At 70.2% G+C, this 14,070-nt stretch carries 7 protein-coding genes; all 7 read left to right on the top strand.

The window, feature by feature from the left end; all coding sequences use genetic code 11:
• Window positions 1-11 precede the first annotated feature (11 nt).
• Complete coding sequence (locus tag V1L54_RS21595; RefSeq protein ID WP_330119728.1) at window positions 12-2,072, top strand: hypothetical protein; 2,061 nt, start codon at window positions 12-14, stop codon at window positions 2,070-2,072.
• Complete coding sequence (locus V1L54_RS21600; RefSeq protein ID WP_330119729.1) at window positions 2,069-3,061, top strand: hypothetical protein; 993 nt, start codon at window positions 2,069-2,071, stop codon at window positions 3,059-3,061. The genes V1L54_RS21595 and V1L54_RS21600 overlap by 4 nt, the downstream gene beginning before the upstream one ends.
• On the top strand, window positions 3,058-8,523 hold the full coding sequence (locus tag V1L54_RS21605) for a DEAD/DEAH box helicase (RefSeq protein WP_330119730.1): 5,466 nt from the start codon (window positions 3,058-3,060) through the stop codon (window positions 8,521-8,523). The genes V1L54_RS21600 and V1L54_RS21605 overlap by 4 nt, the downstream gene beginning before the upstream one ends.
• A complete protein-coding gene (locus V1L54_RS21610) occupies window positions 8,523-10,265 on the top strand; it encodes a hypothetical protein (protein ID WP_330119731.1) in 1,743 nt (580 codons plus the stop codon). Before V1L54_RS21605 ends, V1L54_RS21610 begins: the two co-directional genes overlap by 1 nt.
• Window positions 10,262-11,449 (top strand): hypothetical protein, encoded by a 1,188-nt coding sequence (locus V1L54_RS21615; protein ID WP_330119732.1) that lies wholly within the window; start codon window positions 10,262-10,264, stop codon window positions 11,447-11,449. The genes V1L54_RS21610 and V1L54_RS21615 overlap by 4 nt, the downstream gene beginning before the upstream one ends.
• Window positions 11,446-13,206: an Hsp70 family protein gene (locus V1L54_RS21620; RefSeq protein WP_330119733.1), complete on the top strand. Its 1,761-nt coding sequence runs from the start codon at window positions 11,446-11,448 to the stop codon at window positions 13,204-13,206. The genes V1L54_RS21615 and V1L54_RS21620 overlap by 4 nt, the downstream gene beginning before the upstream one ends.
• Window positions 13,207-13,282: 76 nt before the next feature.
• Window positions 13,283-13,726, top strand: a complete 444-nt coding sequence (locus V1L54_RS29525) for a helix-turn-helix domain-containing protein (protein WP_443076735.1) — start codon at window positions 13,283-13,285, stop codon at window positions 13,724-13,726.
• The last annotated feature ends 344 nt before the right edge of the window (window positions 13,727-14,070 follow it).

Genomic DNA, 14,070 nt, shown 5'->3' on the forward strand with positions numbered 1-14,070 from the left:
TTGGGGACAGAGTGGACCATTCTTACCAGGCGTGGCAGGAAGTGCTGGCCGAGGAGTTCTTCGGACGGCAGCACGTCGGCCACCCGACGCTGTTCTATGTCGACGACGACGTGGAGCGGGAGCTCAGGCGCGGATACGGCCTGGAGGAGCCCCTCGCCCGGTGCGTGGGCAGGTTCCTGCGGCTGGGGACCGCGGAACCGTACAGTGCGCTGGAGGACTACCGCTGGCGCAGGCGGCAGCAGGACAAGGACGGCGTGCCGGCCTTCCTGCCGCTGCTGGCCTGCTCGGTGCTGGCCGCGTCCCGGATGGTGAACGACCGGAACCACCGGGCCACCGCCTACCACGCCCGCTTCTCCGAGCTGCTGACCGGCGACGAGAGGCAACTGGGCAGCCACCACTATGAGCCCGTCTCCCGCATGTGGCAGGTGCTGGCCTCCTGGCAGCACAGCCAGAAGGGCGCGCGGGGCCTGTGCACCCTTCCCGCCCCCGCCGACCTGCCCTCCAACCGCAGCATGATCGGGTTCGCCCAGTCCCAGGCGCTCCTCAGCGGCGCGGACCGGTCCTTCATGCCGAAGTTCTTCCGGTCGCTGCGGGAGCACGGCACGACCTGGCCCCTGCCGGGGGAGACGCTGCTGGCCCAGATCGAGATCCGGGGCATGGAGCGGCACTTCTCCAAGGGTTTCCGCAACGCTCTGCAGGAGGAGGAGTTCCGCCCCTTCCTCGCCAGGCTGATCGGCAACTACGCCGCTGCCTGGGACGGTTCGGACGAGCTGGTGCCCACCGGCGTCACCCGCGCCGAACTCCTGGTGCGGCTGGACGCGGGGCGCCTGGGCTGGGTGGCGCGCCTGCGGTCCGCGGAGCAGCAGAAGCACATCGAACTCAGGGGCGGTGTCGTCCTCGAACAGCTCGGCGACACCGCCTACTACGAGGTGACGGGCCTGCCCGCCCCGAGCGCGGACACCCTCACCAGGGGCATCCGCCGCGACGGGGACGGCCTGGTGCTCAGCCGCCCCTCCTGCTCCGTCCTGGTGCTCGCACGGGACGACGTGCTCGGCGTCTGGGCCGACACCGACGGCTTCCGCCCGGGAGAGGCACACGTGGTGCTCGCCGCCCCGACCGCGCAGCGGGATGTGCAGCGGTTGCTGGACAAGGCCGCGACCACGGGCCGGAGCGCCGACACCGGCAAGCTGGCCTGGGTGCCGCAGGGCTGGTCCCTGCACAAGCCCGTCACCTTTGACGACGCGGTCACCCTGCGCCGGGTGCTCCAGGAGGTCCAGGGTGCGGTCGGCCTCCTGCAGCCCCCGGCCCAGTTCAAGCTGCGCCTCGAGGGCGGACTGAAGCTCGCTCCCTCGCTCGCCCTCCATCTTTACCTGCGGGGAGGCGAACCCCAGGTGATCCTCCCGGACACCGCGGAGAGCACGGGCACCCTCCTGGTCGACGGGAGGGAGCGGCCCGAGCTCGGGAAGGCGATCGCCGCGGGCCGCCCCGTCCCCCTGGCCGTGCTCCGGCTGGAGCCCGGCCGCCACACGGTGAGCTGCGCAGGCGTGGAGATCGGCTTTGCCACCGCGGACCAGGCCGTCGTCGAGCCGAAGATGCCCGAGGTATGCGGCTTCACCGTCGCGGACGGCAAGGCCTCCCCGTCGCCCTCCCTCCTCGACGGGCGGACCCTGCCGGCCGGCATCACCGGTGCCGACTGCACCAGAGCCGCCCCCCAGGACGCGGCAGCCGTCATGGAGCTGTGCCGCCGGGACGCGGACGAGGCGCTGTTCGCGGCGGCCGACGGACGGCTGTGGACCCTGGAGGCCCCGGAACAACCGGACTGGTGGACGGAACGTCTCCCCGGGACCCCCGCCCCGCTCCGCTTCGAGGCCGACTTCCACGGCATCGGCGGCTGGCTCCTGCAGCGCCGGAACGGACGCTGGAAGGGCCGCCCGGTGAACCCGGGAACGCCGAAGCCGAAGAGCGCCGGCAATCCGCGGGCATGGGCCCAAGCCGTCCTCAACGCCCAGCAGGCGTCCACCGAGTCCTCGTGGGCCGCGTACGTGCAGGCAGCGAAGGAGCTGGACCGATGACGGGACCGATGAGCAGCACCGAGTTCGGCGGGACCCTGCTGCGCTGGCTGAGCGAGAGCCGCAGCGGCAGGGCGTCCGCACTGCGCGGCGGTGTCCGCGACCAGGCCCGGTCGTGGGGCCTGGAGCTGGCGGAGTACGCCGACTGGGACTGGATGCGCAAGGCCGCCGCCCTCGGCTTCATCGACGTGGACCTGCGCGCCGACCGCTGGTCGGTGGCACCGCCGGTGCTGACCCGGCTGCCCCACGCGGACGGCCTCGCGCTGCTGACCGGCGCGCGCACCGCGCGGATCAGCACGCGCGTCGAGGAAGCGGCGCAGGAGTGGATGGAGCTGATCACCGTCCCTCACCGGCCGGAGGCCGGAGAGGCGCCACTGCCCGACACCCTCCTGTTCCAGTACGAGGACCCGCAGAGCCTGCGGGAAGCCGCGGAGTTCCTCGGTGCCCGCCATGTTCCCTGCGCCGCCCTGCGGTTGGCAGAGCTGCTTCCGCAGGCAGCGCCGGGCCCCGAGTCCGCACCGCCCGGCGGGAGCACCGCCGACACGCTGGAGAAGTACGAGCCGCGCCTCCAGCGGTTCGTCCCCGCGGCAAGGGACGACGAGGACGGCCTGTACCGGTGGCGCGGAGCCGACTACGCACGCCTGACCCGCGTCCGCCGCAGCGGCGTCTTCCACGCGGTGGAACGGGAGACGGGCGTCTACCTGGAACTCGCCCGCCACCGCACCGGCGCGATGCGCTGGCGGCCGGAATCCGGCAGGGGCCGTGGCGGCATCGGCCGGCTCCTCGTCGACCGGTACGCGCCCCTGCCCGCCCTGCACGAGCGCGCGGCCGTCCTGTGCAGCGGCTTCCCGCCCTCGGCGGGCAGGCAGACGCGGATCCGCGCGTACGACAACGTGCCTAGGGCGCTCGCCGAGGTGATCGCGGCCTCGCTGCGGCAGAACCTGGAGACCATGCCGTCACCGGTGGCGGCCACCGGCGGGAGGACCACATGAGCGCCGAACAGCAGGCAGCGGCGGTGACGAACACCGATGTCCAGGACGTCATGGGCACCTTCGACGACCTGCGCAACGCGCTCTTCCGCTACTACGACACTCCGTTCGGCGTCGACGACCGCTCCGTCATGGCGGAACGGCGCAACCTCCTGGACCGGGACAACGGGGCCTGGCGCGACCCGCTGATCGAGCTGCGCCCGCAGTACGCCTCCCGGGGCATCGGCATCGCGGAGTCCTTCGCCGAGGCGGGAGCGCACCCCGACGCGGCCGAGTTCGCCCGCTTCACGCTTCCCGACGGCGTGACCGGCCTCTACCAGCACCAGCACGACGCCCTGGTCGCCGCCTGCGCGGGCAAGGACTTCGTGGCCACCGCGGGCACCGGTTCCGGCAAGACGGAGTCCTTCCTGCTGCCGGTCCTCGCCGACCTGGTCGCCGAGTCCGCCCATTGGCAGAGCACCCGTGCGGTGCAGCGGGAATGGTGGCAGCAGGACGGCGACCACGTGCCCAGCCGGCAGGGCGAGCACGGGCACCCCGCCGCCCTGCGCGTGCTGATCCTCTACCCCACCAACGCCCTCGCCGACGACCAGCTCGTCCGGCTGCGGAAGTCGCTGGACAGTCGCGAGGCCCACGCATGGCTGGACCGGAAACGCAACGGGCACCGCTTCTACTTCGGCCGCTACACCGGAGCCACCCCCGTCTCCGGCAGCCGCGACTCCGGGCCGGCCACCTTCCGTCTCCGGCAGTACCTGCGGGAGGTCCAGGAGCGGCAGCGCAAGGCCGACGAGAAGCTCGGCGAGGAGCTGCGGCCCTTCATCCCGCGCCTCGGCGGGGCGGAGATGCACGCCCGCTGGGACATGCAGGCCGCGCCGCCGGACATCATGGTCACCAACTACTCGATGCTGAACATCATGCTGCTCCGCAAACAGGAGGAGCACATCTTCAGCGCCACGAGGAAGTGGCTGGAGGAGACCCCCGGCGCCCGCCTCACCCTGATCCTCGACGAGCTCCACATGTACCGCGGCACGGCCGGTACCGAGGTGGCCTACCTGCTGCGCAACCTCCGCCACCGCCTCGGCCTCGACAAGAGCCCCGAGAAGCTGCGGGTGCTCGCCGCCTCCGCCTCCCTGGAGGCCGGCCGGGACGACGACTTCCTCGACGGGTTCTTCGCCCTGCCCGGCGCCCGGCGCGTGATCATCCCGGGACAGACGAAGGAGATCCGCGGCGAGGGCGACCTGGCCGCCCACACCGAACGTCTCGCGCGGGCCGCGACGGCCCCCGTCCCCCAGGACGAAGCCGTCGCCCTGGCCCGGGAGACCGGCCTCGGCCCGGCGCTCCAGAGCGCACTCACCCCCGGCGGCAGGCCCCGTGCCCTGCCCGCCCCCGAACTGGCGAAGAACCTCTTCCCGGACGCCCCCGAGGAACAGCGCCGGGACGCCCTCCACGGTGTGCTGCGCGTCCTCGGCTCCGCACAGGACCCCGGACTTCCCCAGCTCCGCGCCCACTTCTTCTTCCGGAACATCGAGGGCATCTGGGCCTGCTCCGACCCCAACTGCCCCGACATCCCCGTGACGCACGGCCCCGAACGCCGGGTCGGCCGGCTCTTCGCCGAACCCACCTCCCGCTGCACCTGCGGCGCCCGCGTACTGGAGCTCCTCTCCTGCCAGGCCTGCGGCGACCTCATGCTCGGCGGGTACGCCAGCCCCAAGGACACCCGGCGGCGCAGGTTCACCGGGGCACTCCACACCGACTTCCCGGATCTGGACCTGCTCCCCGACGAGGAGAGCGGCGCACCCACGGCGGCGAACTACGTCGTGTACTGGCCGCGCACCACGGGCCTCGGCCTCGACGACCCAGGCTGGCACGTGGGCCTGTCCGACGGCGGGCCGCAGGTCGGATTCGAGTTCCGCCGCAGCGCCTACCAGCCCGCCACCGGCCGCCTGGAGAACCGGGACGTCCAGCACACCGGATGGTCGTTCCACATCTCCGTGCCCCTGGACAAGGAGGGCAGGAAGCCGGCCTACGACCCGGCCCGGCTGCAGGCCTTCCCCACCCGCTGCCCCGCCTGCGGCGACGACTGGGAGATCAGGCGCGACAGGGACGGCCGTTTCATCCCGCTGGAATCCCCCGACCGGCTGCGCAACGCGCCGGTCCGGCGGATGCGCACCGGTTTCTACAAGATCAACCAGGTGCTGGTGACCGAAGCCCTCGGCCACCTCCCCGACGGCCGGCGCAAGGCGATCGCCTTCTCCGACAGCCGCGACGACGCCTCCGAGCTCGCCAGCGGTCTCGCCCTCCGCCACTACCAGGACCTTCTCCGCCTGCTCACCGCCCGGGCCGTCGAGAATCAGGGGAATCCCTTCGGAGACCTTCGGCTGGTGAAGGCCCACTACGCCGGGGAAACGGTCGATCGCGCGGACGCCCGTGCCGCCATGGGACGGCTGCGGGACCGCGATCCGGCGGACTGGGGGCGCCTGAAGGCGATCCTCGCCGACGACCTCGACGCGGAACCGGAACTCCTGCCCGACCTGGAGCGGAAGTTCTCCGAACTGCCCTCCCTGGACGACCTCGCCTCCGATCTCGAAGGCATGCTGCTGACGTACGGCACCAACCCCGCCGGTCCCGCCGCCTCGCTCCAGCAGACCTCGGCCGGACAGCCCTGGACCGCGCTCTACAACTGGGAGCGGGACCGGGAAGCGGTGGTGGAGACCCAGGCGCAGGAGGAACTCCTCAACCGCCTCCGCTCCCGCCTCCGCCTGGAGACCGTCGGCAGCCTCTTCTCCGGCGGCGGCCGTGACTTCGAATCACTCGGGCTCGGCTGGCTCTGCCTGCGCGACGACCGCTCGCCCGTGGAGATCGGCCCGGACAGCGACCAGGCCGTGGCGCGCGCCAGCCTGCGGATTCTCGGCCTGATGCGGCGCTTCAGCCGGATACGTGCCTCTCTTCAGGGGCCGCCCGCGCCCCTGAAGCGTTTCTGGAAGCAGATCGCCGAACGCCAGGGCACCGATGTGCGGACGATCGAGGACCGGGTGCTCGGCGTCTGGAAGGACGCCGTGGCCGACTACGTCATCAAGCCGGAGAAGGTGGCGCTCCGCCCCGGTGAGAACAGGACCTGGACGTGCCGTTCCTGCCACCGGCCGCACCTTCATCCGGGCGCGGGGCTGTGCACCAAGTGCCTGATCCCGCTGCCCGCAGCGCCCCAGCAGTACAGCGGAGTCCTCGAGGACGACTACTACGCATGGAAGGCCGCCCACCGCACCGGCGACTTCCCCCTGCGCACCGCGGAGCTGACCGGCCAGACGGACCGGCTGGAGGCCCAGCGCCGGCAGAGCCTCTTCCAGGACGTCTTCCTCGGTGACGACGACGTCCCGCAGGCGGACGGTCTGGAACTACTCTCCGTTACCACGACCATGGAGGCCGGTGTCGACATCGGCCCCCTCAACACCGTGATCATGGCCAACATGCCGCCCACCCGCTTCAACTACCAGCAGCGGGTGGGACGTGCCGGACGGCGCAACAGCCCGGTCGCCGTGGCCCTCACCGTCTGCCGCGGCCGCAGTCATGACGAGCACTACTTCGCCCGCCCGGAAGCCATCACCAACGATCCGACTCCGCCGCCCTACCTGGTCCTCGGCATGGTCTCCGTCTTCCGGCGGGTTCTGCTGGGAGAGGTCCTGCGCCAGGCCTTCGAGCCCCTGCAGCCGGAGGACCGCCGGAAGGGGCCGGACATGACGACCAACGTCCACGGACAGTTCGGCCTCGCCGCCGACTGGCCGGTGCACCGCGGTGCCGTCCGCCGCTGGATCGCCGAGCACCCGGACCGCGTCAGAGCCGCTGCCGCCGCCCTCCAGGCCGGAACACCGGAGAGCATCGCCGCCGTCGATCCGGTGGCCGCCGTCGACGAACTCCTCGCCCAGGTCGACGAGGTGGCGGCCCGGACGGTCGGCCACCCCGACCTCAGCCAGCGTCTGGCGGAGGCGGGTCTCCTGCCCATGTTCGGCTTCCCGACCCGCTCCCGACTCCTCTACCGGAGCGTCCCGCAGAAGACCTTCCCCTGGCCGCCGGCCGACTCCGTCAACCGCGACCTGGCCATCGCCCTCAGCAAGTTCGCACCGGGCAGCGAAACCCCGCAGGACGGCCGTCTGCTCCGCTCCAGCGGAGTGGTCTCCCTCGTCCCGAGCGGCCGCGGGGTGCAGGCCGCCGAGGAACCGTTCGGACCGGAACAACTGGTCGCCATGTGCCGGATCTGCTCCCACGTGGACCCGCAGGCCGTCGTCGAACCGGAAACCGGGCGCGCCGGCACCTGCCCCGCCTGCGGCGCGGAGAGCAAGTACTACAAGGCCGTTCCCTTCCGGGAACCCGCAGGCTTCCGGGCCGCCCGCGAGGCACGGGACTACGACGGCTACCGCGAGCTCGGCTCCAACGCCACCAGCGCACGGACCGCCACCGACCTGGAGAAGACCGCCCCGCGCATCCACCGTGCCGCCGACGACTGGATGGTCGTCCACACCGGCAGCGGCGACCGCTACATCGTCAACACCAACGCCGGAAAACTCTTCCGGTTCGCCAAGAACACCGGCTCGTGGCGCGGATACCTCGCGCTGGACCACCCCAAGGCGGAAGCCGACCTGGAGATCGCCCTCGGCGCCACCCAGCACACCGACATGCTCTTCGTCGGGGCCAAGGGCGCCCTCGACACAAGCCGGGGCCTTCGCTTCGACATCTCGAAGTCCCAGCAGACCGACGGCTTCCCCGAGGCCTACCACGGCCGGCGCGCCGCCTGGTACTCGCTGGCGGCCCTGCTGCGCCGCGCCGCCGCCCCGCACCTGGACGTACAGCCGGAGGAACTCCTCAGCGGCATCCACGGCTCGGACGCCCCGGTGGCCGCCCCCGTCATGGCCTACCTGGCGGACAGCCTCGACAACGGCGCGGGCTTCAGCACCCACCTCGGCTCGGAGGAACACATCGAGGAGTTCCTCCAGGCGGTCGACCGCTACGTGCACGACCTGGAGGCCGGCCACCACGCGCGGAACTGCCGCAGCTCCTGCTACGCCTGCCTGCGCGACTACTCCAACATGCGCCTCCACCCGCTGTACGACTGGCGGCTCGCCCGCGACCTGACCGACGCCCTGCGCGGTCGGACACCGCGGATCGATCCGGACGAGCACGCCGTCCTACTGAAGGGCTGGGCGGACGAGGAGTCCACCGTCAGCCTGAAGGAGACCGTCGCCGGACCGGTGGCGCTCTTCACCTCGGACTTCACCGGTAAGCCCGTCGCGGTCGCCGTCAAGCACCCGCTGGAGTCCGCCACCGACGAGTGCGGGAACGAACGGCTCCAGTCCCTGCGCCACGAGGTCCGTGCCGGAGGCTTCGCCGACAGGATCGCCTTCGCCGACTCCTACAGCCTGGACCGGACCCCTGCCGCGGTGATCGAGCAGGTGCGCATCTTCGCGGAGGAGCTGTGATGGCGGCAGGAATCCCGCTGGGAGCGGGCCAGGACGAGCAGGCCCGGCTGGAGGAACTGCGGCAGCGCGAAATCGCCCGCCGCCTCGCCCTCCGCCAGGCCCGCGCCCAAGGACGGGCGGTCGGGAAGGCCCCGTGGGGTGCGGAATCCGCCGGCGGCCCTGCTCCGGTCGTTCCGCCGCAGAAGCAGCCGGGACCGGAACCGGCCATGCTTCAACCGGTCCCGGACGGATTCACCGACCGGCAGGCCTGGGAGCGTGCCCGCTCCTTCGCCAAGACCATGTTGCCCGACGCGCTGAAGGCGGAGACCGCAACGCTCTCCGCGCGGAAGCTGGCCCAGGCCGCGGCCGACGCGGCGTCCCGGCAGGACGACCCGGTTACGGGCGTCTCCCTGCTCGTCACGGCACAGGACCACGGGCTGGACATCCTCGACGGCCGGCTCGACGACCGCGCCCGCGCCCTGCTGGAGGACAGGCCGCTGCCGCTCCTGGGGGAGCCGGGCAGCATGTGGCAGATCTACCAGGACGATCGTCGCCTGATGAAGACCAACCTGCCGGCTCCCCGGCAGAGGGCGCTCCTGGCGAAGCTTCCCCGGCCGCTCCTCGACGACTACATCGACGAGGAGTGGATCGGCGCGGTCCCCGAGCGTGACGGCACCTCCCGTGCCGCCTACTTCCGCGCCCGCCTGGACCCGGCGTCCCTCACCGACGAGGAGATGGACCTGCTGGCCTGGCCCCTGGAGCGGGAGCGCCGGGAGGCAGGCCCGGGAACCGACCCCGGCCGTGGCTGGCCGCAGGACTGGCGCCTGCTGGTGAGGCTGCAGGCCAACGACGCCAGGGCCGTCGCCGAGGAGTGGACCGACCTCTTGCCGCCGGCGCAGAAGCTCCTCGACGCGCTGCGCGAGGTGCGGCGGACCGGAGAGGTCCCGGACGACCTCGTCGCCGACGAGCGGCTGTGGGTCCTCCTTGAGCGGATCAACCCCCAGGCGCGCAGCGCGAGCAGCAAGAAGTTCAACGGCTGGATCGGCGTGCGGACCCTGATCAGGGCCGTGCGGCAGATGCACCGTGCCCTCCTCCACGGGGACCATGAGACGGCGGAACAACGGAGGAAGGCGGCGCTCACCGTGGCCGCGAGGCTCCGGCACCACTCGCAGCCGGTGCGCTGGGAGGCCCGGAACATCCAGGCCTACCTGTGTGCTGACCGGGAGACCACGGAGTCCCTCGAACTCATGGAGCAGGACGCCGAAGGCCGCCCCCCGGTGCGGGACCAGCTCGGCGGAGGCGTCGTGGCCACGCTGCGGAAGAACCGGAGCTTCCTGGAGGGCAGGCCCAGCGGAGAACGCGACCAGCCGCTCAACCCTTATCTGGTGCTCGGCGTGTCCGACGGGGCGGATGACTGGAAGAGGGCCTGGCGAGCTCTGCGGAAGGAACTCGACGACACCGGCCGCGTCCGGATCAACCGTGCCAAGGACATGATCGAGAAGGCTGAACGGAAGAAGCAGGAAGTACCGCGGTTCGCCGTCCCGCTCGCCCCGCACCGATGGAAGGACCCCACCGGCACGAGCCACCGGCTGGAACTCCCGCCCGAGCCTCTGCGGAGGCTCACCGAGCCACCCACGGACAGCGACCGCGAGTGGTCTCGCACCGAGGCGGCCCGAGAAATAATCGCCAGGGCGACAGAACGCCTTTTCCTGGCTGCTGAAGACACAGCAGCCCTTGAAGACCCAGAGAGCAGTGCATTGTGAGCAACAGAGCCGGTAAAAAAGACAGCTTTCCTGGCCCCCGTGACGACGCCCAGCAGAACCAAGAACATGAATCAACGGACGGGAGCGTACGCAGCCTCGGCAAAGCCAGGGCTGCGGAGAAAAAGCCTTGGAGGCATGCCGATAGCGGTATCCCGGAGTTTACTCCGGGGACCCTGGACGCCGCCGCGATCCTGAAGTCGGTCAACGAGACGCTCCTGCCCGTGGTGGAGAAGGAGTTGGAGGAAGCGGCGGAGAAACTGGGCGCAGCTCTGGCCGGCAAGGAGGCCGATGCCGATCTGGCCTCCGCCTTCCGGGCCGAGCTGATGCGCCGAGTGCTTCCCCAGTTCACCGAGGCAGTACGCAAGGGTGTGCTGGAGAGCATCCGCACGCGCCAGATGCACCTGGCCCAGCTGGCGGTTCTGCACCGACAGGCGTTGGAGGCGAAGACCATGAAGGTGGTGCTGACCCGCCTCGGCCACGAGGCAACGAAGGCCGGCCTGCAGATCGTTGACGAAACCGGCGATCAGACACTCTTCAACGTCGTGGAGGAACATCCCGGTGTGATGCGGCAAGGTCCGGTCACCTTCGAGCTCGCCGCGCCGGCCTACGTCGACAAGGAGTCCGGGAAGCTCGTCGAACGCGGCTGGCTACGGGCCGTTGCTGCGGAACCTTTCCCCAGACCCAGGAAAATGACACCGGGGCAGAAGCGCAGGTCCACACATACGGAGGCAGACAAAAAGCCGAAGAAGGGCCTCAGTGAGAAGCCTGGCGACTCCCTGCCTAAGAAGAAGGTGCATCGAGGTCAGGCGCCCGGAGTCCAACAGGTTCCTGAGAATCTGCCAGTCAGGGAGACCGGTAAACGCGACCGAGGTGCGGACGGCAACAGGAAGAGTGAAGCCAGTCGGATTGCGGAACCCGCTGGCGCAACTCCTCGCTCGAAAAAATCAGTGGATCGGCCTCGACAGCGGTCCAGGGATAGGCAATCAGAGCAGCGCATTACGTCTCCCCGCTCTGAGGAGAGCAGTGATCGGCAAGTTCCCCAGGATGAATCGCGCGGCGGTACCGGCTCTCCAACCGGTTCGCAGGATATGCCGACAGGCGGTCGTACGCAGAAGAAGACGAGTTACAGGCAGCTGTTGTGGGCTGCGGCCGGCAAGCAGACGAACCAGAGAGACACCCGATGAGCTTTGGTATTGACTTCGGCACGAGCAACTCGGTTGTTGCTCGCTGGAACGGGCACACCACCGAGGTGCTGCCGATCGACAGTGACAACGTGCCCGCCCAGTGGCGTCAGTCGGAGTTCGAGCAGCTCTTCCCCTCCGTGCTGTCCGTCCGAGACCTCCAGCGCACCCTCTGCTTCGGCTGGGAGGCGAAAACCGGCACCAGCGAGCCGCTCGACGCCGTGAAGCGCATGCTCGGCACCCGCTCCGGTGCCGAGAAGGACGGCGGCATCGACAGCCTCGAGGTCGCAGCGCAACTCGAGGAACACCATGCCTGGGTCGGCTCGGAGAAGTTCCACAGCACGGTCGCGGCCGCTGCTCTCTTCAGCCGCATGAAGGAAGGCGTCTCCGCCCAGCTGCTCGACCTCTCCGACGCGGTCGTCACCGTCCCCGCCAAGGCGACGGGCGGCGCCCGCTACCGCACCCGTGCCGCGGCGGCGCTCGGCGGAGTGAAGGTCCGGGCCCTACTCAACGAGCCCACCGCTGCTGCTATCTCGTACGCCCACGACGTCCCGATCCCCGGCCGCTTCCTCGTCTTCGACTGGGGCGGCGGCACCATCGACGTCACCGTCCTGGAATACGACGAAGGACTCTTCGAGGAGCAGACCTCCCGCGGCATCACCGCCCTTGGCGGGCTGGAGTTCGACAACGCGCTGGCTAAGCTGATCCAGCAGAAGATCGGCATGACCACAAACCGCCTCACCAAGGCCGAACGACGCCGGTGGCGCCGGTCGGTCGAACTGACGAAGATCGCTCTGTCCTCCGTGCCGATGGACGGTGCGCTCTTCTTCGACCTCCCGATCGGCCTCGCCCCCTCGATCTCGAAGCGCGAGGTCAGGATCACCGCGGCCGATTACACCGAGGCGATCACCCCGCTCATCACCCGTGCCCTGGAGCCGGTCCAGCAGGCACTGGAAGACCTGGCCATCACCCCGGACGACATCGATTCCGTCCTGATGATCGGCGGCACCTCGCAGATCCCCCAGGTGCGTAACGCCCTGGGTGAGCTCCTCGGCCATGACCGCATCGTCGACAGCGGCCTGTGCCGGCCCATGACCGCCGTCGCCCGGGGCGCGGCCATCTACGCGGCCTCCCTCGACGGTGAACTCGGCGACGACAGCGACTTCTCCCTGGTGACCAGCTACGACCTGGGAACGGCCGTGAGTGCGGGTGAGCAGAGGGGTTTCCGCGCCATCATCCGGCGCAACGCCACGCTCCCCGCGGAGGGGTCGGCCAACTTCTACCCGGACACGCCGGGCGCTTCCTTCGTGCGCGTACCGGTGATCGAGGGCGAGGTCGGCTACCCGGCCGACAGCGACCGTGCCTTCCCCCTGGCCGACATCGAGGTTCGTCTCCCGGCCCGCGAACAGGACACCCGCCGGAACAAGATCGAGATCAAGTTCCGCTACAACGAGAGCGGCATCCTGCACTTCACCGCCACCCACGCGGGGACCGGCGTGGTGCTTGCCGAGCGCGAGATCGACTCCTTCGGCCCCGACGGGACCCCGCTGCAGCACGGCCTCGACGATGAGCTGACCCGCCTTCTGGCCCACACCGTCCGCCCGTTCGCCGATGCCTCCTTCAACGTCCGACACCTCTCGGCAGCCGAAACGGCCAACGCCCGCCCCGCACCGATCGACCTGTCCGTGCGCGTGGTGGAGACCGACCCCGCGGTAACGGTCAACGGCGAGCCACAGGGAGTGGTGACGAGGGGACTTTGACCAGCTTCTGGACTCTGTTGCGCGGTCTCCGGGTGTGCCAATGGCTCGCTCTACTGCTGCGGTACGAGGGCGGCCGATGTATACCGCTGGTCCGCGGGCCGGCGGAACTGCTGGCCAAGGCCTGCGCACCTCAGGGCGTCGATCCGGCCGAGTCCGCCGACAGCATGCAACCGTCCGCGAGCTGGTCGGCGAAGGGATGAGCCTGCGGGGTATCGCCCGCGAACTGCAGGTCAGCCGCCCCACCGTTCGCCGCCCGGTCCGCGCCGCCACCGCGAACGAGTTCCTGGTCGGCAAGTGGGCCGGTCTGACTGGCATCCTCGACGACCACAAGCCCTACCCGCACCAGCGATGGAAAAGGGCTGCACCAATGCCACTGGTCTCTTCCACGAACTGCGAGAACGCGGCTACCAGGGCGGCATCACCGTGGTCCGCTGCTACCTCCGGCAGTTGCGCGAAGCCTTCCCGCATACCGGCCCGCCCCGCCATGGACCCTTGGTCCAGACTATCCCCGCCTGTGTAAAGTCAGCATCTCAACCAGTTCCAAGGCGAGATAAGAGCAGCGGCTTTTTCTGCGGGTGTGGGGCTGGCGTCGTCGCTCATCACTGCCAGGCGGGGTTGCCCACCGTAGTGAAATCTCTACCGCATGAGCCAGGTAACTCGAAATCTGGTCACCCCCAAGGGAAGAGCCCGAATGGGTGAATGCTACCGAGCGCTCACTCGCCTGACGTGCTCTGGTGGAAACCCGTTACCTCATACGTTGCAAGGCGGCCACCATGTCCCCCCAAGATGCCTGGCAGCAGCGGCCGGGGCCTGAAGGCCCTCAGCGACGCTGGAGTCCATGGCTGATCGCACTACTCGTGGCAG

The organism is Streptomyces rubellus (genome assembly GCF_036323805.1).
Classification (GTDB): Bacteria; Actinomycetota; Actinomycetes; order Streptomycetales; family Streptomycetaceae; genus Streptomyces.